The sequence below is a fragment of the Bacteroidia bacterium genome, from assembly GCA_027493955.1.
Classification (GTDB): Bacteria; Bacteroidota; Ignavibacteria; order SZUA-365; family SZUA-365; genus JAOSJT01.
This window is the reverse complement of record JAOSJT010000001.1, coordinates 1,678,595-1,705,464: the sequence shown is the minus strand read 5'-3', so window position 1 is coordinate 1,705,464 and position 26,870 is coordinate 1,678,595. Positions and strand designations below refer to the sequence as shown.

General features: G+C 58.1%; 24 protein-coding genes. 10 read left to right on the top strand and 14 right to left on the bottom strand.

Annotated features, from left to right (window positions below):
• Nucleotides 1-19: 19 nt before the first annotated feature.
• Nucleotides 20-382, bottom strand: a complete 363-nt coding sequence (locus M5R41_06725; protein ID MCZ7556078.1) for a hypothetical protein — start codon at nt 380-382, stop codon at nt 20-22.
• Nucleotides 383-716: 334 nt separating this feature from the next.
• Between M5R41_06725 and M5R41_06720 the strand changes: the two genes are divergently transcribed.
• Nucleotides 717-1,097: an HsmA family protein gene (locus tag M5R41_06720; protein MCZ7556077.1), complete on the top strand. Its 381-nt coding sequence runs from the start codon at nt 717-719 to the stop codon at nt 1,095-1,097.
• Between the two features lie 118 nt (nt 1,098-1,215).
• Here M5R41_06720 and M5R41_06715 read toward each other — a convergent pair whose 3' ends face one another.
• Together M5R41_06715 and M5R41_06710 are read right to left on the bottom strand one after the other, a co-directional pair.
• Nucleotides 1,216-2,661: a T9SS type A sorting domain-containing protein gene (locus M5R41_06715; GenBank protein ID MCZ7556076.1), complete on the bottom strand. Its 1,446-nt coding sequence runs from the start codon at nt 2,659-2,661 to the stop codon at nt 1,216-1,218.
• A 445-nt stretch (nt 2,662-3,106) separates the two neighbouring features.
• Complete coding sequence (locus tag M5R41_06710) at nt 3,107-3,676, bottom strand: hypothetical protein (GenBank protein MCZ7556075.1); 570 nt, start codon at nt 3,674-3,676, stop codon at nt 3,107-3,109.
• A 209-nt stretch (nt 3,677-3,885) separates the two neighbouring features.
• Between M5R41_06710 and M5R41_06705 the strand changes: the two genes are divergently transcribed.
• Nucleotides 3,886-4,161: a hypothetical protein gene (locus M5R41_06705; protein MCZ7556074.1), complete on the top strand. Its 276-nt coding sequence runs from the start codon at nt 3,886-3,888 to the stop codon at nt 4,159-4,161.
• A gap of 197 nt (nt 4,162-4,358) precedes the next feature.
• Here the strand turns inward: M5R41_06705 and M5R41_06700 are convergent, their stop codons facing one another.
• The 3 genes from M5R41_06700 to M5R41_06690 all read right to left on the bottom strand — a co-directional run bounded on the left by M5R41_06700 (nt 4,359) and on the right by M5R41_06690 (nt 6,271).
• Nucleotides 4,359-4,997 (bottom strand): leucine-rich repeat domain-containing protein, encoded by a 639-nt coding sequence (locus tag M5R41_06700; protein MCZ7556073.1) that lies wholly within the window; start codon nt 4,995-4,997, stop codon nt 4,359-4,361.
• Between the two features lie 216 nt (nt 4,998-5,213).
• Nucleotides 5,214-5,891 carry a hypothetical protein gene (locus M5R41_06695; protein MCZ7556072.1) on the bottom strand — a complete coding sequence of 226 codons (678 nt, stop codon included), beginning with the start codon at nt 5,889-5,891 and terminating at the stop codon, nt 5,214-5,216.
• A 107-nt stretch (nt 5,892-5,998) separates the two neighbouring features.
• Nucleotides 5,999-6,271, bottom strand: coding sequence for a hypothetical protein (locus M5R41_06690; protein ID MCZ7556071.1), 273 nt, complete (start codon nt 6,269-6,271; stop codon nt 5,999-6,001).
• A 395-nt stretch (nt 6,272-6,666) separates the two neighbouring features.
• Between M5R41_06690 and M5R41_06685 the strand changes: the two genes are divergently transcribed.
• Nucleotides 6,667-11,208, top strand: a complete 4,542-nt coding sequence (locus M5R41_06685) for an AMP-binding protein (GenBank protein MCZ7556070.1) — start codon at nt 6,667-6,669, stop codon at nt 11,206-11,208.
• 276 nt (nt 11,209-11,484) lie between these two features.
• On the opposite strand, the gene M5R41_06680 is transcribed toward M5R41_06685, so the two are convergent.
• The 4 genes from M5R41_06680 to M5R41_06665 all read right to left on the bottom strand — a co-directional run bounded on the left by M5R41_06680 (nt 11,485) and on the right by M5R41_06665 (nt 17,113).
• Nucleotides 11,485-11,613, bottom strand: coding sequence for a hypothetical protein (locus tag M5R41_06680; GenBank protein ID MCZ7556069.1), 129 nt, complete (start codon nt 11,611-11,613; stop codon nt 11,485-11,487).
• Nucleotides 11,614-11,713: 100 nt separating this feature from the next.
• A complete protein-coding gene (locus tag M5R41_06675) occupies nt 11,714-12,718 on the bottom strand; it encodes a glycosidase (GenBank protein MCZ7556068.1) in 1,005 nt (334 codons plus the stop codon).
• Nucleotides 12,715-15,003 carry a glycosyltransferase family 4 protein gene (locus tag M5R41_06670; GenBank protein MCZ7556067.1) on the bottom strand — a complete coding sequence of 763 codons (2,289 nt, stop codon included), beginning with the start codon at nt 15,001-15,003 and terminating at the stop codon, nt 12,715-12,717. Before M5R41_06670 ends, M5R41_06675 begins: the two co-directional genes overlap by 4 nt.
• A 646-nt stretch (nt 15,004-15,649) precedes the next feature.
• On the bottom strand, nt 15,650-17,113 hold the full coding sequence (locus tag M5R41_06665; GenBank protein MCZ7556066.1) for an SDR family oxidoreductase: 1,464 nt from the start codon (nt 17,111-17,113) through the stop codon (nt 15,650-15,652).
• A 359-nt stretch (nt 17,114-17,472) separates the two neighbouring features.
• On the opposite strand from M5R41_06665, the gene M5R41_06660 reads away from it, so the two are divergent.
• Nucleotides 17,473-17,844 carry a GIY-YIG nuclease family protein gene (locus M5R41_06660; GenBank protein ID MCZ7556065.1) on the top strand — a complete coding sequence of 124 codons (372 nt, stop codon included), beginning with the start codon at nt 17,473-17,475 and terminating at the stop codon, nt 17,842-17,844.
• Between the two features lie 75 nt (nt 17,845-17,919).
• Here M5R41_06660 and M5R41_06655 read toward each other — a convergent pair whose 3' ends face one another.
• Both M5R41_06655 and M5R41_06650 read right to left on the bottom strand, forming a co-directional pair.
• Complete coding sequence (locus M5R41_06655) at nt 17,920-18,273, bottom strand: type II toxin-antitoxin system PemK/MazF family toxin (protein MCZ7556064.1); 354 nt, start codon at nt 18,271-18,273, stop codon at nt 17,920-17,922.
• Nucleotides 18,263-18,499: a type II toxin-antitoxin system RelB/DinJ family antitoxin gene (locus tag M5R41_06650; GenBank protein ID MCZ7556063.1), complete on the bottom strand. Its 237-nt coding sequence runs from the start codon at nt 18,497-18,499 to the stop codon at nt 18,263-18,265. Before M5R41_06650 ends, M5R41_06655 begins: the two co-directional genes overlap by 11 nt.
• A gap of 376 nt (nt 18,500-18,875) precedes the next feature.
• Between M5R41_06650 and M5R41_06645 the strand changes: the two genes are divergently transcribed.
• The 4 genes from M5R41_06645 to M5R41_06630 all read left to right on the top strand — a co-directional run bounded on the left by M5R41_06645 (nt 18,876) and on the right by M5R41_06630 (nt 21,731).
• On the top strand, nt 18,876-20,024 hold the full coding sequence (locus M5R41_06645) for a hypothetical protein (protein MCZ7556062.1): 1,149 nt from the start codon (nt 18,876-18,878) through the stop codon (nt 20,022-20,024).
• Nucleotides 20,025-20,146: 122 nt separating this feature from the next.
• A complete protein-coding gene (locus M5R41_06640; protein MCZ7556061.1) occupies nt 20,147-21,103 on the top strand; it encodes a hypothetical protein in 957 nt (318 codons plus the stop codon).
• A gap of 165 nt (nt 21,104-21,268) precedes the next feature.
• Nucleotides 21,269-21,487, top strand: coding sequence for a ribbon-helix-helix domain-containing protein (locus tag M5R41_06635; GenBank protein MCZ7556060.1), 219 nt, complete (start codon nt 21,269-21,271; stop codon nt 21,485-21,487).
• Nucleotides 21,477-21,731, top strand: coding sequence for a type II toxin-antitoxin system mRNA interferase toxin, RelE/StbE family (locus M5R41_06630; GenBank protein MCZ7556059.1), 255 nt, complete (start codon nt 21,477-21,479; stop codon nt 21,729-21,731). Before M5R41_06635 ends, M5R41_06630 begins: the two co-directional genes overlap by 11 nt.
• 182 nt (nt 21,732-21,913) lie before the next feature.
• On the opposite strand, the gene M5R41_06625 is transcribed toward M5R41_06630, so the two are convergent.
• Complete coding sequence (locus M5R41_06625) at nt 21,914-22,435, bottom strand: hypothetical protein (GenBank protein ID MCZ7556058.1); 522 nt, start codon at nt 22,433-22,435, stop codon at nt 21,914-21,916.
• A gap of 267 nt (nt 22,436-22,702) precedes the next feature.
• On the opposite strand from M5R41_06625, the gene M5R41_06620 reads away from it, so the two are divergent.
• A complete protein-coding gene (locus tag M5R41_06620; protein MCZ7556057.1) occupies nt 22,703-24,931 on the top strand; it encodes a hypothetical protein in 2,229 nt (742 codons plus the stop codon).
• Nucleotides 24,932-25,124: 193 nt separating this feature from the next.
• On the top strand, nt 25,125-26,048 hold the full coding sequence (locus M5R41_06615) for an oxidoreductase (protein ID MCZ7556056.1): 924 nt from the start codon (nt 25,125-25,127) through the stop codon (nt 26,046-26,048).
• A 191-nt stretch (nt 26,049-26,239) separates the two neighbouring features.
• Here the strand turns inward: M5R41_06615 and M5R41_06610 are convergent, their stop codons facing one another.
• Entirely contained in the window at nt 26,240-26,773 is a 534-nt protein-coding gene (locus M5R41_06610) for an MBL fold metallo-hydrolase (protein MCZ7556055.1), read from the bottom strand.
• Between the last annotated feature and the right edge of the window lie 97 nt (nt 26,774-26,870).

The following is a 26,870-nucleotide window of genomic DNA, read 5'->3' as shown; positions in this document are numbered from 1 at the left end:
ATGGGGTAGCCGCGTCGAATCAGCCGTTCAGGAAAGCCCGGACGGTTTCTTCATTCTTTGCGTAGTACACGAGATGCAGATGCGGTATGCGCTCGACGTCATTGAGAAGGATGTGTGAGTAGAAGTAGGTCGGTAACGCGAGCTTCTCGGGAGCGTTGTTGACAAACTCCTCCACCGCGGTGATAATGGAATCCGGTACTCCGGAGAGATATTCGCGACGAACGTACATGCGATCGTCCGGGCCAATACCCAGATGAAAGAGGACATTCTGGAATTTCACCGGAATATCCGGAATACGGTCGCCCTGAATGGCGCAGGTGTCCACGGGGGTGAGGACATCATTGTCATGTTCGTCTTTGTCCAAACGATAAAACCGATACATACGAACTCCTGGCTCAACGCCGTTGGTTTCTGATGAGGTGGTCCGGTAGTGGGACCGGGTCAACAATGATACGCAATTTTGAGGGATCTGTCGCGCCCTGACGGAGAATATCAATGATGTTCGTGTACCGATGGAGTATTTTCGTTGCTCCGTCTTCATCCGTATTCGGGGATGCGGGAATGGGTCGGGCGCCGACGGAGTGGTATATTGCTATTCGGACATTGCGTGCTTTTTCGGTCTGATCAGTCAGGTGCGCCGAAGCTCGTTGTTTCCACGAGTCCGCCGCGGATGGCCGCGTGCTCGTACCGTTTCCAATGAAGCACAGCAGGTTGCCATGCACGTCACCGTCGCTCTCTCTGCCACACTCATTACTCTCGCACTGCTGTTCTATTCGCTCGGCGTCTGGGCAGAGCGCATCGCACGCTATCTCAAGCCCTGGCATGTCGCCGCATTCTGGCTGGGCTTTGTGTTCGACGTGTCGGGAACGCTTGCGATGCACGCCCTCGCACAAGGGCCGTTCGATATCCTCGAGCCCCACACGCTGACGGGACAGATCGCCCTCTGGCTCATGCTGCTGCATGCATCCTGGGCCACTGCTGTAGTCCTGCGCGGCAGCGAGACGACACGCGGCAACTTCCATCGTTACAGCCTGTTCGTGTGGCTCGTCTGGTTGATCCCGTATTTCGGCGGGATGTATATCGGGATGAAGGGGTAGCGACGCAATTGCGATACTCCTGCGAGTGATTCTTCCGCGTACATCCGCGTCCTCTCCATCCGCCTTAATCCGCGTCCCCTTTCCGCGTTTTCATCCGTGCAGATCCGCGTCATCCTTGCTAGCGCAGCACGATAACGGCGCGCGTCAGCACTTCGGTGCCATATGTGAGGCGCAGTATGTAGGTGCCCGGCCCGGCGCGTCGTCCGCTCATGTCGTTGCCATCCCACACGGCCCGATGCGTCCCCGCGCCGGGTGCGGCTTGCGACAGCGTTTTGACACTGCGTCCGAGTATATCCAGCACTTCAAGCGCTGCGGCTGAGCTTCCCGGCAAGGCATACTCCACGGTGAAGCCGGTGATCGCGGGATTCGGATACAGCGCACGCAACGTTGGCGCTGATGGCAACGGGGTGTTTGCTTCCACACCGACAATGCCGTCCCTGACCAGGGTGATTCTGTACACCGAGCTGACCTGTTCATGCGGCCTGCAGCCGGAGCGGACCCACTTCGAGGTGTCGGGGTACAGAGTTCCGTCTTCTCTGTAGCGGAACGTGACTTCAGCCCGCGGTGCCAGAAGTGAAGTGAAATCAGTGTAATTGAAGTCCTTGACGAAGATGTTATAATCAAGAACCACCGTATCGGCGGTCATCGCCGTAGGTGGTGGTGTGAGTCCCCCGAAGAGCAAATCAAAATCCGCCGTCATCATCTGAAAACCTGTGCTCGTTCGGGTATGTCGTGCCAGCACCGTCCCGATCGGTGCTCCTTTTCCCGGCGGTGCGGTGTGGACGACGGTGCCGACCCACTGATAGCTGAGCGTATCGACCGTTTGATCATAATCGATCTCCCATTGCCGGGTGACGGGATTATAAGGCCTGAATACAGCGTTCGTCTCACCTTTCGCAATGTTGCGATCATAAGACGGAGACCAGAGGAAGGGCAGAGGCGGTGAGGCGGCACTGATGCCGGTGACTACTTCGCCGTTCCGGGGTTGTACCATTGTTGGTGGGTAGGGGGAAGGCGGCCGGTTGTACGACATCACCAGCGCGGGTGTTGGCAAGGGGTTGTTTCGTATTGTGATGCCGGCAGTGTCGGAGTATGTAGAACCCACGCTGTTCCATGCCCGGACAAACCACGGCACGCGAATCACTATGGTATCCGGCTCCACCGGATGCGGGACAGGGGGACGAAACAATCGCTCGTACAGCTCATCGCCGCTCAGAACGTCGTCCCAATCCACAGCCCCGTTGGCCGAGGGGAAGGGAACGGTGATCGTACCCGGGCCGCTGTGACTTTCGACGATGAAATTGATTTCATAGCGCACCGTATCCGTGCTGTCGTTTCTGTCTTCGAAGGGCGGGAGCCAGACCGAGCGCTGCCATTGCAGATGCAGTTTGTCCTGCTCCAGGCCGTTGCCGGGGCAGCCGGCAACGTGATCCATGCGGAAGAGGGTGGGATTTTGTACGGCAGGCGTGGAGAGGAGAAACGGTGCCGGAGGCCAGGCTGTCTGGGCTTTGGCGCAGTACGTGGTGGTCATGAGAAAAAGCAGAAAAGATGCGCATTTCTTCATTACAGTGCTCTCCACAATATTGAAGTACTGCTAATGTAGGAAGAAATTCGATTGCAGATGTCATGGTGATGTAACCGTCGCTCCAGACTGGGGAGCGCAAGTATCCGTGTTCATCCTGAGTTCAGCACGGATCGTCACCCTGAGTGTACGCGCCGATAAAAAATCCTGTTAATGACATCTCATGGAAGTGGGGCTCTGATTACGTTACGGAAAGAATCATGCTTCGAGACGCTGCTCTGCTGATATCGGATTTTTAAGCAATATCCGTGCCGTCGCAGCCCTCAGCATGACAAGGTTTGCTGGCACGCACTGGTGCGATGATGTCACTTACGAAATGGACCGGTGTATCCGCCTGAGGCGGACTGGTGGGCACACTTCAGCGATGCAGGGGTGGAAGTTCTCTGCCATGCAAGAACGCTGAGTCTGACCTCCGATGTAGACGAGGCTAGTTTTTAGCAGCGGGCGCCGGCACGATTTTCGCTATGGCGATCGCGGCGAGCACGCAGGCGAACACGACATCGATGCCCTCGCCGGCGATGTAAGCCAGCGGGAAGTGATACCAGATCCAGTAACTCACGCTGATCGACAGCCAGGAGAACAGCCCGAGCAGCGACAGCAAGGCGACGCGTTTTCCATACGAACCCGCGAGCGCGGAAGCCAGCAACGTGAAGAGAAGCGCAGCGAGCAGATTGCTGACGAATTCCGATACCATCGTGGACGGAGGCATGACTTCACCACCTTTGGGCCGGTAGATGAGCATGCCGGCGGGACCGTCGCGATACTTGTTCATCCAGGCCTCGTCCGGTTCGTCGAAAGCGGAAGCCTCCAGATCCCAGCCCGGAAACATGTACAATCCCGCTTCGGGGAGATTCGTGCTCAATGCTTCCAGCACGGGATCTTCGTTGCTCATGACGGACACGCCGAGCATACCCGCGCCGAGCAGCATGTGCGAAACGGCTCCCCAGACGAAAATGATGACTCCTCCCGCGAGCGTTGCAAGCAGAATGCGTTTCATGACGGTACCTCCGCAGATATAATGTAATGAAAATGAATTGCGATGAATTGCCGAAAATGTCGAAAATCGGACGGAATGTCAAGAGCCGGCCGAGGAGAAACATGGCCGCCGGATTGCATCGATTGAAGTGCTCGCGGTTTGGCATGGACAATGAGCCCGACCGCGACCGTCGGAAACATCCCGTCGACCAATCCTTCACAGGCGCAGATATGACGTTGAAGATAAATACAGAAATTTTCACGGAGGTAGCCAACGATCCCGAACACAACCGCCGGGCGGTAGCGGCGGCGCATGAAGTTCTGGCAACGGATGGAGCCATCGCGATACCGGACGAGCTGTGGAGGCACTACCTCCGCTGGAGCACGCACCCGGAAGTGCTCGGGTCACTCGATGTAGCGACCAGGTATCAGTGGGCGGCCGATGCGGTGGCTCTTCTTGCGCATCTGCGATATTCGCTGGGCGATTTGCTTGCGGACAGGGTTTAAGAATGCGGCTATGCCGGACATCATGCTTCGTTGTCGAGAATGCAAGTACACGTCAGGTGAAGCGATGAGCGCGTACCTCCCGTATGTCGATGCGGTAGCGGGCTTACGTATTTGAGTATGAAGGAAAGGAAAGCGAAGTACAACGGACGCCGGATTACTCATAGTGCGTACGTTGTGGGGAGATAGAAAATCTCAGCTCAGAACCGTAGTTCTACTCCGGGCAAGCGCTGCCGGAGTTGCTCCTTCATGTTCGCAGGGATGGGGTTCCCTCGCAGTGATAGTATCCTGAGATGAGGTGCTTCGAGGGAGTCCACGTTGATCACCGAAATCCTGTTGGAATCGAGATTCAGAAATTCCACTTGCCGCAAGTTCAGATGGTTTTCCGGAAAAATTGTAATATGATTAGATTTTACATTGATTTCAGAGAGCCTGCTTGACTGCGCAACCTCGGACGGAAATTTCGTGAACTCATTGTGATCTATCCACAACGACACTAACCTATCAAGTTGCCTGATTTGATATGGAGCACTCGCGAACCGATTATTCGAGAGGACGAGAATGGTGAGAGATTGTAGATACTTTATCTCCTCGGGTAAATATCGAATATTTGAGCGTCTGATAAATAATCCACGCAGGTTTCTCAGCCTGCCAACCTCAGGAGATAGGGTATCCCCAATGTTTTCGAGAATGAGGTCGGTTGCGGCCAACGAATCCCTCAGCGCTTCTTCAAGACTGTAGTAAGGTCTGTATGGATTCGTGGTGTCTATGACATCCTCTTCACACGCTATCCCGCAGAGGAGCACGATGATCAGAAGAATTCTATTTGTCAACTTCATGCCTCTCTACCTCTATCACCTGAGAAAGTACTGAACCGTATAGCGCCGCTGCATGGAGGGCGTATGTACACCGTCATTGTACATTTCTCGCCATCTTCAACTCTTCCCGGTACCGGTCGCTGTCTGTCGGGCGCGACTCTGCCTTACTCGAGAGAACCTGAGCCGGTGGCAGCTTGCCATAGCAAATCAGTACGAGATCATGAAAGGGTTGAGCCGCTAAAATGATACCTCAACGTTCGGGAGCCTGCGTCGAATTGCTTTCCTAGTTGAATCCGGAATAGGATTGCCAGCCAACACCAAAAATTGAAGCTTTGGAAAATCGCTACTGTCCGCGGGGAAGTCATCAAGTCGATTGCTTGAAAAATGCATTGAAACCATCATACGGGGATTGATGTTTGCTATTGCGATATGCCGTAACCTGTTATCATCCAGGGAGAGAAAATCGAGATTGGTTAATCGTTGAAGTCCGAATGAAATGGAATCAATCTTGTTTCCGTCTATTAGCAATCCTGACAACCTGGATAGTTCGAAAATCTGTGGAGGAATGCTCTTGAAATTGTTATGAATCAACTTCAGTGTCCATAGCCTCTTGAGCTTCGCAAATTCATCGGGCAGGTATTGTAAATCACTATTTCTTATTTCAAGATACTCAAGTTGACTGAAAGCTCCGATTCTTGGATCCAGACTGTCTCCAATTTCAGTCATGTAGAGTTGGCGGAGCGTTGAAGAGTCCGCGAGAACATGATCGAGTGTACGATAGAATGTTGGAATATTCGGCCTGGTGTTAGGACCTTCGCCGCATGCGGGACAAACGAGCAGAGCTCCCAAAAATGCCAATCTGATCAGGCGCAGATGCTGAATTAGATCCAGTTCGATCAGATAAGATCGCATCATTCTTCAACCTCTAGGCAGGATATTTGCATAAGTCAGGGTTGTGCGGGCGTGGTGTTTAGCGTAATAGATAGACGACCTTAGAACTTGCCATGGCTGACGTTTCGTTGTCATACGGATCTTCGCTCTGGTTGACGGCTCGGCCGTAGATAGTTGTCCGACTCGAGAACTGACACAACCGGTTTGCTCGATATCGCGAGCGGTGAGGCGCTCCACGTACCGGGTTCGATGAAGTCCGCGCTGTTGTCGTACTGCCCGACCACGGAGTCAATTGTAGCATGGGCGATCAATTCGCGGGGATCCGATGGACACATCCGTTGATAATCAATCCAACTCGTGATCATCGCGGGTTCGCACGGGTGCGCCGGCAAGGTTGAGATCATAGCTTCCTCCTGATTGCATAAATGTACCGCATCGAAAAGAAAAAAAAATGAAATGCAAGATTACCGCAGGGTAAAAAGACGGTACCTTTAGCGCAGGCGTCTGGTGGTGAGGGACGTGGCTGAACTCTCGCTCTTCCGGGGCAGGATGTACGTTCATGGCTTGTACCCGAGCCCGAAGAGGTGGGCATACTATGAATAAAAGCGAGGACGCTGCCTACATACCGGACCTCGCGCACATCCCTCGCTTCAGTGCCCACCCGTGAAGGGTGTATCCGGAGCATTAGCACCCGCTCCCGGATTTCGTAGATTACAGCACCTGAAGGAAGCGCAGGGCGATGCGGTTTTGCCTCGTGAGACGATTTTAAGCAATCGACCATACCAAAGCACACTCCACCATGGCCGTGAAGATACACAGTGAGATTTTTGCATCGCAGAGCAACGATCCCGAACACAACCGCCGGGCGGTAGCGGCGGTGCATGAAACTCTGGCAACCCAGGGAGCAGCCGCTGTCCCGGACACAGTGTGGAGGCACTATCTCCGCTGGAGCGCGCGCCCGGAGGTGCTCGAGTCGCTCGATGTTGCGACCAGGTATCAGTGGGCGGTCGATGCGGTGGCTCTTCTTGCGCATCTGCGATATTCGCTGGGCGATTTGCTTGCGGACAGGGCCGAAGAATGCGGTGACGCCGTGTATCTCGAGTCGCTGGCTGAGGGCCGCAAGCTCACCTTTGATGAAGCCCGCCAGCGGATACGGCGCATCGCCTCGGCGCTTCACGCTGTGCACAGCACACCGCGCGTGCTCATTTTTGCCGCCAACAGTATCGAGACGGCGCTGTGCGATCTCGCCTGCCTCTGCCGCGGCATGCTCGTGGCCCCGGTGAGTGTGCACACCGACGTCCAGGAACTGGCGTGGATGATGGCACGCCTCGGCATCAACATCGCCGTCACCGATGCGCCGGAGCGCCTCACCATGCTCGCCTCCGCCGCCGCCACAATGAAGCGACCTCCGAGCATCATCGTCACGCAAAAGGATATCGAGGACAAACATCGCGACATTCTGCTGCTGGACGATATCATCGCGGAGTTCGGCCATCGTCCGCTGCCGGAGCATCCCGTCGATCCGTTCAGCACCGCGACGGTGATGTTCACGTCGGGTTCCACGGGCAGGCCCAAGGCGGTGTGTTTTTCGCAGCATGCCATGGTCGCGAAGCGCTTCGCGCGCGCGGCTGCGCTGCCTTCGGTCGGACGAAGGGAAACGCTGCTGGCCTATCTTCCGCTGTTCCATACCTTCGGCCGCTTCCTCGAACTGCAGGGAATGCTGTTCTGGCGCGGACGCTACGTGTTTGCGCAGGACGGCTCCCGCGAGGCCCTGCTCTCGGGTCTGCGCGCCGTGCAGCCCACGGGATTGATCGGAATTCCGCTGCGCTGGTCGCAGTTGCGCGATGCCGCGGTCGCGAATATGAACGGACTCGGCGGCAGCGAAGCGCGGGATGCTTTTCGCGAGGTATGCGGCCAATCTCTGCGCTGGGGTTTGTCGGCAGCCGGCCACCTCGATGCGAACGTGTTCCGCTTTTTCCAGGACCTCGGCGTGGAGCTGTGCAGCGGCTTCGGCATGACCGAGGCCACGGGCGGCATACTCATGAGTCCCCCGGGCGCGTATGAAGCGGGAACGGTCGGTGTGCCGCTGCCCTGCGTGGACGCCCGCATATCGGATGAAGGGGAGCTGCTTATCCGCGGTCCCTACGTTGCGCGCATTCTTGGGGAGGGGGGCGATCTGCCGATGGCTCATCCCGGAGATCATCCGTGGTTTGCCACCGGCGATGTATTCGTACGGCATGCGTCGGGAAACTACGAAATCGTGGACCGACTGAAGGACATTTACAAGAACAGCAGGGGGCAGACGGTTTCTCCGCTCGGCATTGAAACGCGGCTTCGGGGCATTCCGGGTTTCCGCCGGGTGTTCGTCGTCGGCGATGGCCGCGAGTACAACGTGTTGCTTGTCGTTCCGGATACCGCACATCACCTGTTTTCCGCAGGGCATACGGAGGAAGAAAGAGATGCGTATATCCGCGAAATCATCCGCACGGTCAACGCGCAGCTCGCTCCGTTCGAGCGCATCGTGCGCTACGCATTGCTCGACCGCGATTTCGACGCGGAACTGGGGGAACTCACTCCCAAGGGGTCGTTCAACCGCGGCGCCGTCGCTCGGTCCTTCGCCGGCGTCATTGCCTCGCTGTACAAGTCGCGCAGCCTCGACTTCGTTCACGATGGACTGACGCTGCGGCTCCCGCACTGGCTGCTGCGGGAATTGGGTGTGACGGAACACGACATCACTTCGGGCGGCGACGGACTCGGCAACAGGGCGGAGGGTACGTTGCTCAATGTTGCCCGCGGACGCGATGCACAGTCGTGGATAGTCGGCGATCTTGAATATTGCATCCCCGGAGGAGTACTGGACCTCGGTGTGCTGTGCCGGCAGCCGCTCGGATGGATTGCAAACCCCGCCCTCGTCGCGATGTTTCCGTGCCGCGAGGGATGGGACGCTTCGCTTCCCGCAGGGATGTCCGTCCGCGCCTCCGCCAACGGTGCGTCGCGGACGCTCGCTGCATCCGGCGGTGCGGCGCCGTCAGGTGTATCCATCCGCCTGCACCGCATACATGCGCTGCTCTCGGCGGTGCTGCTGGGCGATGCGGCCACAGCCATGACGCTGATCGACGACGTTGCTGTGGAGCTCGACCACGGCGGGAGGCATCTCGGCGGGGTGATACGGGCAAGACTTGCGTCGCTCGCGTGGCATCCGGATGCCGGGGTGCGCTGCTCCGCCTACGCGGCTTTGCTGCTGTACGATCCCATGCCGGAGGAAAGCGCGGCGTATGCCGAATTCGTGCGATCGGGATTGCCGTTTCTGAGCAGCGAATCCATTCGCGGCATCGCCGGACGCGATCTCCGTCACGGACGCCTCGCGGCGCTGCGAGCCAGGCTGCAGCGGTATCGCGATGAGAAGGTGTTCGACGGCCCGGAGGGGACCGTCGTGGTGAGAGCCGTGCTCGAATTGCTCACGCATCTTGCGGAAACCGATCCGGTGTATGTCTATGAAGTCCGTGCCGAACTCTGTCACTGGATGCGGCATGAGTTCGAACGCGGGTTACGGCAATACGGATCGGATACTCTGTTTCAGCGGCTCAAGGCGCAGTACGTATCCCGCTACGCCGCCTGGCTGCAGGGCGGGAGCAGCGGCGACTGTCTGCGCTCGGCGCTGCGCTACGATCAGAGCATACCCGACGATTCCAGGCTGCGTCTCGAAGCGCTGTTCACGTCCACGCCATTCCTGCCGCTCAGCCTCTTGATGTTGTATGAAATCCCTTCGTTTTCCTGTGAGCGCGTGGCGGCGGACGGAGTGTGGATTTCCATGCTTCCGGGTTTCGGGGGTGCTCCGCGTTTCTTGGCAAGCATCAGTACGCGCGACGGGCGGCATTACCAGATGCAGATATTGCTGCATCCGGAATTCTCCGATCCGGACGTTCTCGGGAGCATGCACGCGTTTATTGCGCTTGCGGGAGCGGCTTCGGGCGCGCGTGTGTTGCCGCGTTTCGGAAGCTTCATGCCGGATGCGGGAGCGGTGTCGATGCAGTACGTCCGCGGAACGACGGTATGGGACGACATTCTCAGGCTCGCTTCGCGCCGCGACCATCCTGCGGAAGCGACGAGAAAACTGCGATCGCTGTTCGTCCGCGGCATGGCGGCGTTCATCACGGCGTGGCGACAGAGCAGCGGTTCGATTATTCCCGGTGCGGCGCATCCCGCCAATGTGTCCGTGCCGGACGAATGCGTACGCGGCGGAGCGATGATTCACAGCATCGACGGATGGAAGCCCTGCGACGGTCCCGCGTCGCTCTTGCAGTCTCTGCGGCATCATTTTTACGCAATGACGTCGGCGCATATACCGGAGTTGCGTGGCAGTCTCGATGCCGTCTGGATTTGCGAAGCTGCGCGCGAGGCGCTGGGAGACGCGGAAGGAATGTCGATGATCGAGGCCATGCTGGCGGAAGGAAATGAAGTTGATGAAGATTTGCGCTCCGCGGCGTCCCGATGGCTCGATGCAATGCGCGCGGGATGGATAGCCCCGCTTTCCCTGGACTCCGCCGTGGCATGCTTCTGCGAGTGGAACTCGTCGCATGCCACACCGCCGTTCGCACTGCGCGAACGCTATACGCGGGATCTCGCGCGCCTGTTCGACATTGGCCGTCTCGGCGAGATCGGACGCTACACGCTGTACAGGCGGACGGCGTTCGCCGACGCGCGGGACGAGACGCTGCGCGCCTTCGACTCACTGCTCGATGATATGCATCGCTACCCGGCCGTACCGCCGACCCGTTTGCCGGCAATGACTGCGCTGCAGGATTCTTTGCAGGCCGAAGACGAGCGTCATGCGCTGCTGCGCATGGTCTCACCCTCCGCCGACGCCTCCCGGTATGCACTCATGACCGTCGAGGGCGTGCAGGTGCTGCAGCGTCGCATACCCGGACGCACCGGCGAAACCTTTATCCTCCGCGACGCAGTCACCGCTGCGGAAATCGGCATGCTCTATGATCTGTTTTTGCGCGAGCAGTTTCCCGTGGTGATCGGCGAGGGTATGCAATATCTCGTGCTCGTTGACGAATGGCACCGCATCGAAGGAGGAGCGGGCTATGCATTTGAGGCGGATGGATCGCTGTCCGTCGAGCTGCTCATCATCGATCCCGCAGTGCGCGGCAAGGGACTCGGTGCGGCAATTATCGACGAACTCGGTCGCCGGGCGTCCGACATGGGAGCTCTGCAGCTGCGTGCTCCGTACTATCTGCGGAAATTCTGCCTCCGCATGGGATTCGCGGACGATGCGGGCAATGGAGATCTCCGGCGGGCCGTCGCTCCGCAGCCCGGGAACACAGTGACCCTCTGAGACTCCTCATCGTTCCCGCGGCGCTGCAATGATGAGGATACCATATAACGGCCGGACACACATACAATGCAGACATCCGTTGGAGTGAACAGCAAGGTTCCTGCCAATGGAATGTCGTGTATTGCATGCATGCCCGACCAACGTGGCGACGTTCACCGTGACCCCCACCGATGGAGATGTCCTATCCGCGGGTTGCTGCGTATAGCATGCCTTTGTCCGTTATCGCTGGAAGCAAGTCAATGGCATCGCGGATACAAGTCAAGATAGAATATACACTTACTTGACGACGAGAGGCGGATTGTCCTTCTCGTTTTTCTTGTCGCGTTTTGCGGCTTTCTTTTCTTTCGCGGTCTTGGCGGGTTCTTTTTTGGATCCCTTTTTTTTTGTGTTCTGGCCTTTGCTCATGGTAGTACCTTGTAGAAAAATGGAGTAGCGTATGGTATAGTGGCTTTCGCCGACCGTGTGTCGTTGTGCTTCCTGTATCGCGGTAAATATTCGGATCCTGTTAACCGATGCCTGTGGTACTGCGATCCCAGGACGAGTCGAGATGCTGTTGTTTGTCAGGCACGCATGGCTGCGCATCCAGCCAATCGAGCATTTCGCGGATGCTGACGGTGGCCAGAGCGATGGTGCTGTCTGCCGCACCATAGTACATGTTGACCGTGTCTCCGTCGGGCGCGATGGTGTAGCCGCAGGGGAAGACAACATAGCCGACGTCGCCGAATTGCTCGTACGGTTCTTCGGGACGGAAGACCCACTCGCTGCCGCGTTTGAGGCAACGCTCGGGGGTTTGAAGATCGAACAATGCGAGTCCGAGACGGTATTGGCAGCCGGCGGAGTTTTGCTTCACACCATGGTACATCATCAGCCAGCCGTGCGGAGTCTCGATGGGCGGGGGAGAGAGGCCGATTTTGTTCGCATCCCACCAGCCTCCATGACGCGCTTCAAGCATGAGCTTGTGACTTCCCCAATGCCGCAGATCGGCCGAGTAGGAAATCCAGATATGCGCACCCGGTGAGCTCACTGGTCGGTGGATAAGCGCCCAGTTGTCACCGATGCGATGCGGCAGCAGTGCCGCGTCCTTATCCTCTGGCGACATGATGACGCCGTAGCGCTCGAATACGTGGAAGTCTTCGGTAAACGCCAGCGCAACACCCGGGCCGCCCCGGGCGTACGCCGTGTAGACCACAGCATATTTGCTCAGTTCCGGAATGAAAGTGATTCGCGGATCTTCTATGCCCCACAGTTCTTCGGGATAGCGTTCGGGATCGGCGGGCATGGTCGGTTCCGCGTCGATGATCCAGCCGTCAACACCGTTCGCGGAACGAGCGGCGCAGAGGTGCGAGAGTCCGCGGCGGTCCTCGACGCGGCACAAGAGCAATGTTGTGCCATCCTGCAGCAGTGTTGCGCCCGGATTGAATACGCTGTTGATGGGGTACGGCCAATCGGCGGCGGTCAGTATCGGATTGTTTCCGTTGCGATGGAAGAGAGAGGAATGCTTGGTGTTCACAGTGTTTGGCCCTCAGGAGGTTGCGGAGAATTTTCCGCTATGCGCAACTCCAGCAACGCCTGGAGAAATGCCAGTGTCGATTCGGCGCCCTGATTCTCATTGGCGCGCTCGGGATGCAGACCATCGCGGCAGCCGCCGGTGGTCGGGTCGTATATTGGCAGATTCAGATCGTTGCGGCCAAGGAACCATTCGAAGGCCCGCCGTGCTTCCTTGCGCCAGTATGTATTGCCGGTGATCCGGTATGCTTCCAGACAGGCCGACACCATTGCCTGGGCCTCCACCGGCTGCTGATCGAATCGTGCACGCTCGCCTCCGCGCGTGTGGAAACCGTTGGAGCCAATCGGCACAAAATGCCGGGTATCGGTATCAGCGTGCTGTATTTCAGACAGCCATGTCAGCGACTCGAGTCCCGCCTTGGTCATTTCGGCGTTTGGAATCGATTGACCGCACAGAATGAGCGCGTGCGGCAGCGCGGCGTTGCAGTAGGTCAGGCCGGGCTCGAACCACATCCAGTCATCGGCGCGGTTGAGCTGGTACAGCGTCATAAGACGTGTGGCCAGTTCCTCGCGCACCTGTCCGGCCCGGCGGTCACCAGCGAAACGCTGAACATACTCATGTATCCCCAGCAGAGCGAATGCCCATGCTCGCGGACTCGTGGTTTCGAGTATGGCCGGCAGCGCCCGTTCGAAAACATGCCCGGCCATGCTCTTCAGCGCCGCGGTGTTGGACCTGCCCAGCACAGTGCCGAGTGCCCAAAGGGCGCGGCCGTGGCTGTCGTCGGACCCCCCATCCTCGAGCCAGTTGCGCTGGAAATCCATGAAATTGCGGAAGCGCCCTGTCTCGGTATTGAGGGCGTACCAGGTAAATGCGAGATAGCGTGATGCCATCTCCAGCGCCTCGCTGTTCCCCAACGCTTCGAGCAGAGCGCTGACCATCAAGGCGCGCGCATTGTCATCGGTGGTGTATCCCTCGCTGTAGTTCGGTACCGTGAATATCGCATGCTGCAGCATACCGGTTGCGTCGGTCATGTGGTGCAAATGGTCCAGCTTGAGCGGAGGCAATTCACCCGGGTGCTGATCGAGTGATCGTGCCGTGAAACCGGGCGGAACGAAGAGTCGGCGTTCCGAGCGCGCCCTGTCAAAGCTTTCCATATAGCGATGGGCGACTTCCGACCAAATCATCGCGCGGCCAAACATGTACGCACGCTTGCGCATGGAATGCCGTATCGCTTCGTGATCCAGAAGCTCGATGACCTCGCGGGCCATGGCTTCCGGGTCGCGGAACGGCGTCAGCACTCCCCGTCCATCCGCGAGCATTTCCTCAGCGTACCAGTACGGCGTGGATATCACCGCTTTCCCTGCACCCACAGTGTAGGCGAGTGTTCCGGAAACGATTTGTTGTTCGTTATTGTACGGTGTGATGTAAATATCAGCAGCCCCGATGAATTGTATCAACTCTTCCTGGCTGACAAAACGATTATAGAAAATCACATTACTCTCGACACCCTTCTCCTGCGCCAACCACTGCAGCGACAAACGGTATGACTCGCCTTCGTTCAGAACCACGTGTGGATGTGTCGCACCGAGAATGAGGTACACGACATTCGGATAACGTTCAACGATAGCAGGCAGTGCGGAGATGACGGTTTCGATGCCCTTGTTCGCAGACAGCAAGCCGAAACTGAGCAGGACGATTTTGCCCTCCACTCCAAAGAGGTCCTTGTTGAAACTCGGATCGACGAACGGCACATCGGGGATGCCGTGCGGGATAATGTCGATTTTCTCCGAGGCGACCTGGTAAATCTCCTGCAGGAACACAGAGCCACGCTCGCTCATGACCACCAGACGATCCGACAGGGCGGCGACCTCCAACAGCACGCGCCGCTGATCATGGTCCGGTTCACGCAGAATGGTGTGCAGGGTTGTCACGATGGGCATGCGTAATTCGCGCAACAGCGACAGCACATGGCTGCCCGTACGCCCGCCGAATATCCCGTATTCGAATTGCAGACTGACAAGATCGACGTTGTTGATGTTCAAAAAATCTGCGGCGCGCAGATAGGAATCGATGTCTTTCTCTTTCAATTCAAATCGCACACGCGGCGGATAGGCGTAGCCGTCGTCTGTATCATTGACCGGCAATGCAATGCATGTTGTGTCGGGGTAGGTGCCCGCGACGGCCTCGCAAATATGCGTGGTGAACGTGGCGATGCCGCAAAGACGAGGCAGATAATTACCGACGAAGGCGATGCGGTTGAGGGTCGGTGTGCCCACGCTACTGTTCATGAGAAGTGCTCCTTACCGCCTAGCACGGCGGGAATGCTGGTTCAGAGTGATGACAGCGGCGAGGTTCCGGGGATTCTGTCAAGAAGGTGGTCGGGAAATCGGTGTTTCAGCCGGTCGTCCTCCAGCCCTTGCTGCGCAGGGCGCTCCAGGCGTAAACTTGACGGGCCGCTCCGCTATTCCGGGTTCTGTCGGTAGCTGTGCTGTTCCGAGTCGGATGATGGCCGGGAATGAAATCGTGCGGGGTTGCGGAGTATCGGGCGTACCATGAACAGTGCGTATGTCGGCCGCACCCCGCAACTCCAATGCGTTTGTGCCCGGAACGGGATATGGCGCAGCAGCGTGTTCCTTTTCAACAGTGCGGCTGTATGGGGCATGCAGCGCTTCCGCGCGGGCTAGGCCGGAGGCACGCTGCTCAAAGCATCAACGAACACGTGCTGACATCTGCCTGGTTTTCGCCGGGGTGCTCACATCATATCGGGATGCGTTGCCATGAATGACCCTGTAAGATACAAAAATATTAGGGATGTATCATGGAAAAATATCCCTTATAAAAAAATATATGTCACGCATTGTCGCGACGCGGCTCTGAGCGGGCGTTGCGCTCTGCTGCTCCGCAGGAATCTGCGACATCACCCGCGGCGAAGGATCATCGCTCTGCTTCCGCAGCAATGCTTCTGATCATTCCGCTGAAAATGAGGGCATGGATGGGATACAGCGCATACCAGTACAGCCATCCCGCCAGTCCCTTTGATGCGAAAAAGGCCGTCTGTGTGAGTTGCGTGCTGCCTTCATCGTCTGTCAGGATGCGGAATTGCAGCCATGCTTTTCCGGGAACAATCATCTCCGCGCGCAGACGCAAAAGGTGGTCCTGTTCCACAGCTTCCACGCGCCAGAAATCGAGCGCGTCGCCTGCCCGCAGCGCTTCGGGGTCACGCCGGCCGCGGCGCAAACCGACGCCGCCGATAAGGCGATCCGTAAAGCCGCGGGCGACCCACGCCCAGTTCATATACAGCCATCCCCGCTTCCCGCCCAGCCCGGTGAATACGCGAAACACCTTCTCCGATGTCGCATGTACAAGGCGCTGTCGTTGCTCGATAATCATCCCCTCGTGCGTCGTGAGCACTAGCGGCATTCTGTCGCCGGCACTGCTGCACAGCGCATCGCTCCATGCGGTTTCAATCGAGCTGGCCTGAAGACGCGCGAGCGCGCGCTGTACCGAGGTGCGGTAGTCTGCGGGTAGGATGTGCGGGAACAGCTCCCGCGCGCTGAAATCCCGGACGATATTCTCGTTGCGCAGTCCGTCGATCAAAGGCCGCGCAATGACCGCCGGAATCGGTGTAACGAGATCCACCCACCACGACGACAGGCGCGGAGTGAGTACGGGCACCGGCAACATCATCCGGCGGAGACCGCGCACGCGGGCATAGGTCATCATCATCTCGCCGTAGGTGATCACGTCCGCGCCGCCGATCTCGATGATGCGGCCGGCGCTTGCTGGAACGTCCAGCGCCGCGACGAGATACTCGAGCACGTCGCGTATGCCGATGGGTTGCGTGCGTGTGTAGACCCAACGGGGACTGATCATAATGGGCACGCGTTCGGTCAGGTAGCGGATAATCTCGAAGGAAAGACTTCCTGATCCGACAATCACGGCGGCACGGAACTCCGTGACGGGTACTCCGGCTTCGCGGAGCGCCTCGCCCGTCTGTTGTCTTGACTGAAGATGTTCGGAGAGCCGATCCGCATCGCCGGCAAGCCCCCCCAGATAGATGATGCGTTCGACGCCGGCGTCCCTGGCTGCAGCGGAGAAATTTCGCGCGGCTGTCAGATCCTTGTCGTGGAAATCCGTGCCTCCGCCCATGCTGTGAATAAGGTAGTACGCCGTGCGTACTCCCTGCATCGCTGTAGCGAGCGTCTCCGGCCGGAACACATCGCCTTCCGTCACCTCCACATCCTGAAGCCACCCTCGTCCCTGAAGTCGGGCATGATCGCGAACCATACAGCGCACGCGGCGGCCGGATTCGAGCAGGCGGGGGACAAGCCTTCCGCCGACATATCCGGTCGCTCCGGTCACGAGGATTGGTGCATCAGCAGGGGAGGAGTTGTTCATGGCATTGTTCGAATGGAGGCCGTGACGGGAGTGAGAGAACACATTGTTCTGGTACAACCGCGGGGACGGTGCTTACCGTTCCTTCCCACGAGCCGTGAATCCATGCGTACCGCACTCCTGCACTGCTGTCCCCCGAAGGATTCATTGCCTGGGCAGCTTCTCCCGAACAACACGGCTGTCGGTCGCCGCCGTCTGCTCAAGGACTGAATTTTTTTTTCATGATAATATTATCCGGATGAAAATACCGTCCCATTGCGTATATTGCCGTTGCGATCTGCTGCTGCGATACTCTGTTCCCATTGGCTGCGGAATCACTTCAATTGATTTATTGCACGGTCATAACACAGGCGGCACGAGACATGACTTCAAGAAAGGACATCATCCGCGAGTACAAGGAGCGGAAAAAACCGTCGGGAATATTTCAGGTAAGGAACACCGCAAACGGGAAGGTGTACATCGGCGGCAGTTTGAATCTGGACGGTGTGTTGAACGGACAGAAATTCCGTTTGTTCACCGGCTCGCACCGCAACAGCGCCTTGCAGGCGGACTGGAAGATTTTCGGCGAGGCGGCGTTCGAGTTCGAAATTCTCGAAGTCATCGCGGAGACGGATGATCCGAATTTCGATCTTAAGGACGAGCTCACCCTCCTCGAACAGATCTGGCTGGAAAAGCTCGAACCATACGGCGACCGCGGCTACAACATCCCCGGCGAGAAGATTCGGCAGGTGTGATCATCGGCCGCCTCTGTCCGGATCGGTCCGGGTGCTAAGACCGGAACGCTCGAAGGGCGATGGATTGGAGATGGCTCAACGAAGCACGTGGTCGTCGCTGCTGTTGCTGCTGTCAATTTCGAACAGCCAGGCAAGACACTCCCGAATCAACAACAGAGCGGATGCGGGCAAATGACCGATGCGGCGTCCCAATTCATGATGTTGAATTGCTTGTAGACCCTGCACATTTACGTAGCTTGCTTCATTGAGAAATGTGGGCTTTCCGATCGCGATCTCGTATCGACTTCCACGAAAGGAGGTTGTTATTGGTGCGCAAATACTCAATGCCCTCGGCGCGTCGTCGTCTCGTCGCGAAATCACCACCATAGGCCTGACCTTCGCGGACATACCCAGGTCCACGAGATACACTTCCCCGGCTTCAGTCTTCATATACGGCATCGATTGCGGATTGCCTCATTGCATTCGGGAGCAAAATATCGGTATTATCCTCCTTCAGCCTGAGGTCGAAGGGGAGACCCCGCTGCAGTCTGATCTGGTGCATGAGCAAGCGGATCGCCTCTGCTGTGGTCAGACCCAGTTCCCGCAATATCTGCTCGGTGTCGGATTTCAGCTGCCTGTCAACCCGTGCCCTGACGTATGTCTCTTTTGTATTCATGTCGTAATGTAGTCAAATCGTGCTACAAATTCAACGCGCGGCTCCCTGAAATAATTTCTGGAAACGCGGCTCCAAAGCAGCTGCTCTTTCGTCAGGGGATATCTCCATAACCATTACGAAACTGTTCACATCGTCGATGCATGTCTGGATAGAACTCCGAAGATGTTTTTGTTCAATCCGAATTCCGCAATCCCCAATCGAAAATGCCGGTCACGGCCCGCCGTGCCCCTACGGAATCGATGAAATGGTCGATTTCCGCAATCCGCAATCCTCAACTCGTAAATCGTAAATCGTAAATCGTCACTCCCTTGCTCCTTCCGCCGATTTCTCGCATCTTTCAACACTCTGCACTTTCCACAACGACTCCGATGCCATTATGCATGAACTCACCACCGAAGAATTGAAACAATTGTTCATGACCTTGTTCCAGCCCCGCGAAACGGATCACGTACTCACCATTATCGTCGATGTCCCGGACGATGCGGTTCCCGACAATACGCATTGGCGCGAGCGCAGGGTTATGGGCTACAACTGGTGGATGCGCGCCATCGCCTTCAAGCATGACATGGGGCTGGACAGACTGGAAATCTATTATTACCCGAATGTGGGGAGCAACAACAACGATCTTCCCGACACGCTGTACCACTGGGGCGGCAATCCTTCGGAACTGACCGCCGACGTGCTGCGCGCCGAAGGCCTCGCTGTTCCGATCGCGGACGTGTTGACCGCCACCGATCTCATCATCGCCCCGACGGAATTCTCCGCCACCGCGCCCTGCAAAATGCTCGCGAAACAGTACAACTTCCGCGGCACCACCATGCCCGGCTTCCAGCTCGACATGCTGCCCTCGCTCAGTCTCGACTACGGTAAAGTGCACGAGCGCATCATGAGTCTGAAAGTGCGGTTGGACGAAGCGGTGGCGGAGAAACTGGTGTTCGACGCGAAGGGAACGGAATACGTACTGGACTGCGACCTCCGCTACCGCACCGCGACGCCGAGCAGCGGCATGTTTCATCAGGATATGATTGTCGGAAATCTTCCCTCCGGCGAGACCTACATCGTTCCCTACGAAGGCGAACGCGAAGGCGAAGCCAGTCTCACCAGCGGCACGCTGCCGGTGCAGTTCGGCAATGAAATCGTGTTGTACAAGGTGTCGGAAAACCGCGCCGTGGAAGTGCTGACGCAGGGCAAGCAGAGCGACATCGAACGCGCGAAGCTCGCCGCCGAACCCGCCTACGGCAACATCGCGGAGCTCGGGCACGGCGTGCTCGGCGAATTCGGCTGCACCGCCGTCGGCAGTCTGCTGATGGACGAAAAACTCGGCATGCACGTGGCCTTCGGACGCAGCGAACATTTCGGCGGCATCGTGTCGCCCGCATCCTTCAACGATCCGAAAAACGTGATTCACATCGACCGCGTGTACGTACCGTCGCTGCAGCCGGACATTGTTGTGCGTGAGGCCGTGCTGACCTACGCCGATGGCCGCAGCGAGACCATTATGCGCGACGGTCTCTGGGTGGTGTGATTCACGCCGCCGGAAGGATAAAAGAAACGGGTGGAGCTGCGGAAATGCGCTCCACCTGTCACACCCTATACGACACGTATACAAAAAGGGGTGGCGCGGTTTCACCCTCCGGAGAGCGTTCTATGCGTACTTCATTGTGTGCCTCGTACAGTGCGGTTGTCTTTTGCATTGTCGGCTTTTGTCTGTCCACGGCCGCGGCCACGGCGCAACCGACGGAGCACGGTCAGGCGACGCGCATTCCGCATTTGCGCACGTACGATGCGCGAACGCATGTTGGGAGCGCGCCCGCCTCAATCAATCCCGACGCGGAGCGTTACCGAAGCTCTTCGGAGGGATTCGGAACGCACTCCGCCGTGCCGCGGCTGTCTCCGTTACCAACGGAAGTACGCGGTGCCGATAGCGAAAAGTCCCGCGACCCCGCGTCTTCGTCGTTGTTCCTGATTCCCACCGGAAACACTCTTCCCGCTGTGAGCGGCACGCTGGGACTGGCCGCGCCGTACATTCCCTATGTGGCGCTCAGCGTACTTCCCGGACTGCAGCTGAGCGCGGGAGGCGTGTACATTTTCGAAAGTGACGCGGGAAGTGACCGGGCCTACTATTCCTACCTCATTCTCAAGAATGCGCTGTATGAAGACAAAAACACCAGCATCGCCGTCGGCGGGGCGCTGTTGTTCTGGGGACAGGAATTCCGGCTGGGCGGCAGGACCAACTGGGACCGCGTCACCGTGCCGGGCGTCTTTGCCGTCACCACCATCGGAGGGGAGGAGAGCGCCTTCACCATCGGCATGGGTTTCGCGGATATGGCGGGGGGGTACGGACTGGGCTTCGACGAGGGGCTGCTTGTCGGTCTCGGACTCGGTTACGAAACACAGCTCTCGCCGAACTGGAAACTCATGACCGAGCATCTCTCCAGCGTGCTTACAGCGGGCACCTTGCACACCTTGGGCTTCCGCTATTTTTCCGGCAGGGCGGCCTTCGACCTCGGGCTTATCGTCGTCCCCAACGGCGACATCACGATTTCAGGTAAAAAAATTCCGCTTGTGCTGCCACTGCTCGGTGTGTCGATACATATCGGGTAACTGCGGGGAGCGTGATCACGAAACAGACGACCATCGGCGCTATCGGATAGCAACAGTGCCGCTTCGCAGTATGGATACGCCATTCCTGCGGCGCGTGTTCTAATGATGTTGCATAGAACACGCATGGTGACTACATTGTCATACAACTGCGACAAGAGGTGACAATTGAATACACCAATTTCTGTAAGACTACCGCAGGCGTTGGCCGAGCAACTCGAGACTATCGCCCGGGAAACGGAGAGGTCCCGCTCCTTCATTATACAAAAGGCTCTGGAGTCGTACATTGAGGAATTTGCCGACCTGCAAATCGCACTTGACCGTTTGCACGATACAGGTGACGCGCTTATCACTGGCGAGGAGCTGAGAGCATCTCTTGGCGTATAGCATCGTGTACAAACAATCCGTGCGGCATGATCTCGGGAAATTGGCAATCCCGGAGATTTCGCGCATCCTCGACAGGATTGAGCAGGAACTGATTCATAAGGCGGCTTCGAATCCAGTTCTGAAGGGAAAGTTCGCCGGCCTGCGAAAATACCGGATTGGTGACTACAGAATTATTTACGCCCTGAAAGCGGACGAAATAATCATTCTGCGCATCGCTCATCGCAGCGAAGTCTACAGGCGATGAGCACAGTGTGGCCAACGTGGACCTGCCATCGTTTTCCGACGAACGTACCCATAGCATTATAGAGCCACTGCAGTCGCGAGGTATGCGAAAATGGGGCAAGCGCTGCCCGAATTCTTTGATACTACGCCTGTGAACCGAGGTGTGCGCGGAATAGCCTCCTTCGCGCCTGATGGACGTATCCGTTATCCCGCCGCCGCCGCCGCCGAATCCTGATGCATCATGATGGTGAGATACCATCCCAGCATGACCATGACCGGGAGTTCCGTCAAGCGACGGGCGGCTTCGTGTACCGTCACATTCGAGGAGAGATGCAGTATGCCGCCGATCTTCTCGAAGCCGACGAGCGGTAAATCCTGTTCGGTGCTGAATGTGTATCGCGTCATCCAGAAATTCGAGTCCGCCTTGTAACGGCGTCCGTCGGGGAATTCCAGCGTGCCGCCGTTGCTCCAGGTGTTGTTGGCAAATGAAGCAATGTCGGCATCGCTCCCCGTCTCCCGAATGCTGACGCGGGTTTTCCAGAAACCGACGCGCTTGAACGTCCAGCTCCCGTCGGCGCTTTCGCCTGTGGCCAGCGTGCCGAAGCTGCTGCGGAAGCGCAGAGTCCCGACAAGGGTATCTTCGTCCAGGAGATTATACTCCTGTTTCAGCGCTCTGGGCTGCGTCCAGGTCAGGGTGCGGTCGCTGCGTTGAATGATGGATTGCATGGTGTATCCTGACTGTGATGCCGTAATATACACACCTCCTCATCATTCCGGAGATGAACGCACAGCGATATCGGTTGCGGTTTCCGTCATGTTCGCATGCGGTGATTTGAAGGAACTTGCCCCATCCCTGCGCCGGAAATATTACTCCGCGCTGCGCATGCGCATACCGATACTGTTGCGGTTGTGGTGATGAAGCGGATTCTCCCTACATTGAAATCCGTAATGCACCGTTCGTGCCGGCACCATCGTCACCAATCGTAGCTCCGCATGTCCAAACAGAAACCATCGAACGTACCTCCCGCGCCATCCCCGGTGAGAGAGGCCTCCTTCACGCTGGCCTGGCCTTTTCTCCTCCTCGCGTTGCTGCGCATCGGAGCGGCTTTCATTCCGCACGAACGCGTCTGGGGTCTGCACGCGTTGGCGTATCTGCCGCTCTGGACCACCGTCCTCTTCGCCGCGCTCGGGATATTCGCGGCGACGCCGATGTTCTACTCCGCATTTCTCGCCGCCGCGAAGAGCATGCGGGCCGACGCGCCACCGGTCACGCGTGCGCTGTGGCTGCTGCTGCCCGTCGTCGGCGGGGGAGCGCTGTTCTGGTTTTTGCGCATGGAGACGTTTTTCCTTGGCGACGGCGCCGTGTATCTCGCGGAAATCTTCCGCTACATGAACGGCGCAACTTTCGCGGAGGACGTGCTGTACTCGAACGGTTCGGCGCCGCTGACGGGACGTCTCATGGCGTTGTTCGCGACGGTGGCACACCGCTTCGTCAGCGAAAGCGGTCAGAGCACGGTGTACTCACAATCCGCATTCTGGATCAGCGGGGTGCTGGCGGGCATGCTGTATGTCGGCGTGAGCGTCGCGGCGGCGCGTGCTCTGTTTCGCGCGGCGGAAGCGCGCTTCGCGTTGCTGTTTCTGTTCCTCTTCACGCCGGCGGTGCTTTTTTTCTTCGGGTATGTGGAATACTACACTCTGGTCTTCACGGCGGGCCTCGCCTATTTCAGCACGTTGGCGCTCGCCATGCGCGGACGCATCGGCATCCTCTGGCCTGTAGCACTGTTCGTGCTGATGAGCGCCTTGCATCTGATGGCGCTGCTGGCGCTGCCCTCGCTGCTTCTGCTTATCGTGCATCGCTACGGCGGCGAAGGCGGACGGCGTTTGCTTACTCCCCGCAACATCGCGGTCTTGCTGGGCGTGTTCTTTGCGGCGGGAATCGCGTTATACCTGCTGTCCGGCGCGGCTTTCGAAGGCAGCCGCGTACTGCTGGCTCTGACGGATTTCGGACAGGAAGGTGCTGTGCAGCGTTACACACTGTTGTCGTCCTGGCATCTGATCGACGTGCTCAATGAAGTGCTGCTGCTCGGCGGTCCGGTGTTGCTGCTCTTGCCCGCCATTTGCTGGCGCGACCGGCTGCGGGATGCCGAAGTGCTAATTGCCACGGTGAATCTTGCCTTGTTTTCGGCGCTGCTCTTCGCGGGATACACCTGTTTCGGCATGGCGCGCGACTGGGATGTGAACGCGCTGTGGTCGTTGACGTTGATCTTCACCGTGGTGGCGGGCTTTCGCGATACGCGGGTTGCGGAGCTGCGATACAGATTCTATCTCGCGTCTGGAGCGGCCTTCGCCGCCGTACTGCCCTGGCTGGCCGTCAACCTCACGACGGACAGCGCCGTGGCGCGTTTTCGCGACGTCATGGCGCTGGACGACAGGCATGTCACCGGCGATTTCGCCCTGAACGGCTATGAGCATTTGCGCAAGCACTATCGCACCATCGAGGACACCGACGGCGTGCTGTGGGCTGTGGAGAAAAAGATCGACATGGTGGGATATCGTTCGGACTACTCGGCCTATCTCAGTACCGTCATGCAGCTCACAGATCCTGCACGTGTTCGTCGTGGATTTGATTTTGCGACGGGACGATTGCGTGCAGCCTTGCAGGACATGAACGACCGTGGCGTGGATACCGTATATGCGGGTCATAAACAGGATTTCCTGGAGCGGTATTACGAAATCATTCTGGAGGGACACCACCGCGTCGGAAGCAGCGGCTTCACCAGCGCCTGGACGCGCGATCATCTGGACTGGCTGCGGCCGCGCGTCGCGGGTGATCCGCTGTTCATCATGCTCGAGCATCTGGTCCTGCAGGGAACCGAGCAGATACCGCTTTCAATGATCGTAGCGGGAGCACGGACGTTGTATCAAAGTCCCACCATCGCCATCGGTCTCGCTTCGCAGCTCGTGGTCGGCGGAGAGAACGAAATGGCTATTGATGTCTTGCAGCGTTCCTTTACCCGCAATCCCGAAACCGTATTGCTCGCATTCTATCTTGCCGAAACGGAACTCAAACTCCAGCCGCCGCGTGTCGGGGACGCCCGGCGTCACCTCCGCGCCCTGCTCGCTTTCCCGGATGGTCTTCTCACGGGCACGGAGGAAGAGCAGCGGCAAATACTTCAGTGGGCCGAACGAAAGCTGAAGGAACTGGATAAGACGGATCGGTGACGGCGCGGCACTCTCCGGCGCTGATCGTTATTGTTCTCTCCTTGCCGTAACGAGGGGAGGAAAATTGCAATCCTCCTCCGTGTCGCCTTTCCAGGAACTCACCCCCGCGCGCATGGTGTTGTAATCGGACATATCGCAGAGCGCGATGGAACAGATGATAGTACACAAGGCACCTGTAAATAGGAGATTGCACATGCGTAACGACTGGAACCTTTCGGATATCCCCCACCTTTCGGGCCGTCTTGCCGTTGTCACCGGAGCCAGCGCAGGTATCGGCTTTATCACCGCACGTGAACTCGCTCGCCGCGGCGCGACCGTACTGCTGGGCGTGCGCGATCTTGCTAAGGGTGAGAAAGCGCAGCGCCGTATTCGCGCGGAACTGCCCGACGCCGAGACGCGGCTCCTGCATCTCGATCTCTCAGATCTCCGCTCCGTCGGGGACGCCGCCGATGAGCTTCGGCAGACACAGAACAAACTGGATCTGCTCATCAATAATGCGGGTGTGATGATACCGCCTCTGACGCGGACCGCGGATGGTTTCGAGTTGCAGATCGGTGTGAATCATCTGGGTCATTTTGCACTTACCATGCAGTTGCTGGACCTGCTCGATACCGCTCCCGGAGCCAGGGTGGTCACGATCAGCAGCGGTGCGCACAAAATTGGACGACCGGATCTCGACGATCTCAACTGGGAGCGCCGCAAATACCGCGCCTTGCAGGCGTACGCGGACAGTAAATTCGCGAACCTGCTCTTCACCGTCGAATTGCAACGCCGCCTCGCGGAAACGGGCAGTAGCACCCTCGCCGTCGCAGCGCACCCCGGCGTGGCGATGACGGAATTGCAGCGTCATTCGCGTCTTCTCGCCGCGAGCAGCCTGCCCATCGCGCACAGCGTGGAAGAGGCGACGCTGCCCACACTCCGTGCCGCGACCGATCCGGACGTGCGTGGGGGCGACTATTACGGCCCAGGAAAGCTGTTCGAACTCAAAGGCGCTCCGGTGATCGTACAGCCCGTGCGCCGCACCAAGGATACCGACAGCGCACAGCGATTATGGACGCTTTCCGAGCAACTCACCGGCGCAAGGTTGCATCCGAGAAGCGGCAAGCACGCTGCATAACGATGCTGCGCCACGACAGGGGCCGGGTGGCGTTGAGGTACCCTGTCCCATTCGTGTTCTGCCGGAATAACAAAAGATTATTGTCGGAACATCAGGCACTGCTTGGCGGAATGCCCGCGTGAGAGAAGAGGGAAGAGGCGAGGCAGTTGTTTTCGCCGACATCCTCGCTGCTTCGATTGTGTGCAACTCTGTTATCGGGCCGGGTCCCAGGCAGGCAGCGAGTGCGCGGGAATAAAACGTTGTCCGATCATGGGCACCGCCAGACGCACGGATTGTGCCGCAGCGGCAGTGCGCACGCGCTCCACGGGCTCCGTCCAGCGATGCGGCGCCAGCGTAAAGGCGCCCCAGTGAATGGGCATCATTACCGCGCCGCGAAGATCCCGATGCGCCTGAACGCTCTCCTCGGACAGGCAGTGTATGGGTTGCCATTTTTCGTTATACTGACCGCATTCCATCATGGTGAAATCGAAGGGACCATAGCGCTCGCCGATGCGGGCGAAATGCTCCCCATACCCGCTGTCGCCGCTGAAGTATATGCTCGCGCCTCCGCCCTGAATCACCGAGGACGCCCACAGCGTGCGGTTGCGGTCCGTCATTCCACGTCCCGAAAAATGCTGCGCCGGCGTTGCCGCGATGCGCAGACCTTTGACCTCGGCTTCATCCCACCAGTCCATTTCCGTGATCTTCTCTTGCGGCACACCCCACAGCAGCAGGTGCGAGGCCACCCCGAGCGGCTACGGATACGGGATGCAGATGTGAAAAGGTGTATATGCTATTTGATTAATGGGTGCGTTGGATGACGCGGTTTGTGACTGAATCACC

Bases quoted from the DNA above. Each gene is read 5' to 3' on its own strand.
- M5R41_06640 (MCZ7556061.1), top strand. From the start codon at position 20,147: ATGCGTACTTCATTGTGTGCCTCGTACAGTGCGGTTGTCTTTTGCATT.
- M5R41_06695 (MCZ7556072.1), bottom strand. From the start codon at position 5,891: ATGATGCGATCTTATCTGATCGAACTGGATCTAATTCAGCATCTGCGC.
- M5R41_06715 (MCZ7556076.1), bottom strand. From the start codon at position 2,661: ATGAAGAAATGCGCATCTTTTCTGCTTTTTCTCATGACCACCACGTAC.
- M5R41_06625 (MCZ7556058.1), bottom strand. From the start codon at position 22,435: ATGCAATCCATCATTCAACGCAGCGACCGCACCCTGACCTGGACGCAG.
- M5R41_06725 (MCZ7556078.1), bottom strand. From the start codon at position 382: ATGTATCGGTTTTATCGTTTGGACAAAGACGAACATGACAATGATGTC.
- M5R41_06620 (MCZ7556057.1), top strand. From the start codon at position 22,703: ATGTCCAAACAGAAACCATCGAACGTACCTCCCGCGCCATCCCCGGTG.
- M5R41_06670 (MCZ7556067.1), bottom strand. From the start codon at position 15,003: ATGAACAGTAGCGTGGGCACACCGACCCTCAACCGCATCGCCTTCGTC.
- M5R41_06690 (MCZ7556071.1), bottom strand. From the start codon at position 6,271: ATGATCTCAACCTTGCCGGCGCACCCGTGCGAACCCGCGATGATCACG.
- M5R41_06700 (MCZ7556073.1), bottom strand. From the start codon at position 4,997: ATGAAGTTGACAAATAGAATTCTTCTGATCATCGTGCTCCTCTGCGGG.
- M5R41_06705 (MCZ7556074.1), top strand. From the start codon at position 3,886: ATGACGTTGAAGATAAATACAGAAATTTTCACGGAGGTAGCCAACGAT.
- M5R41_06720 (MCZ7556077.1), top strand. From the start codon at position 717: ATGCACGTCACCGTCGCTCTCTCTGCCACACTCATTACTCTCGCACTG.
- M5R41_06665 (MCZ7556066.1), bottom strand. From the start codon at position 17,113: ATGAACAACTCCTCCCCTGCTGATGCACCAATCCTCGTGACCGGAGCG.
- M5R41_06655 (MCZ7556064.1), bottom strand. From the start codon at position 18,273: ATGAAGACTGAAGCCGGGGAAGTGTATCTCGTGGACCTGGGTATGTCC.
- M5R41_06615 (MCZ7556056.1), top strand. From the start codon at position 25,125: ATGCGTAACGACTGGAACCTTTCGGATATCCCCCACCTTTCGGGCCGT.
- M5R41_06710 (MCZ7556075.1), bottom strand. From the start codon at position 3,676: ATGAAACGCATTCTGCTTGCAACGCTCGCGGGAGGAGTCATCATTTTC.
- M5R41_06650 (MCZ7556063.1), bottom strand. From the start codon at position 18,499: ATGAATACAAAAGAGACATACGTCAGGGCACGGGTTGACAGGCAGCTG.
- M5R41_06660 (MCZ7556065.1), top strand. From the start codon at position 17,473: ATGACTTCAAGAAAGGACATCATCCGCGAGTACAAGGAGCGGAAAAAA.
- M5R41_06685 (MCZ7556070.1), top strand. From the start codon at position 6,667: ATGGCCGTGAAGATACACAGTGAGATTTTTGCATCGCAGAGCAACGAT.
- M5R41_06645 (MCZ7556062.1), top strand. From the start codon at position 18,876: ATGCATGAACTCACCACCGAAGAATTGAAACAATTGTTCATGACCTTG.
- M5R41_06680 (MCZ7556069.1), bottom strand. From the start codon at position 11,613: ATGAGCAAAGGCCAGAACACAAAAAAAAAGGGATCCAAAAAAGAACCC.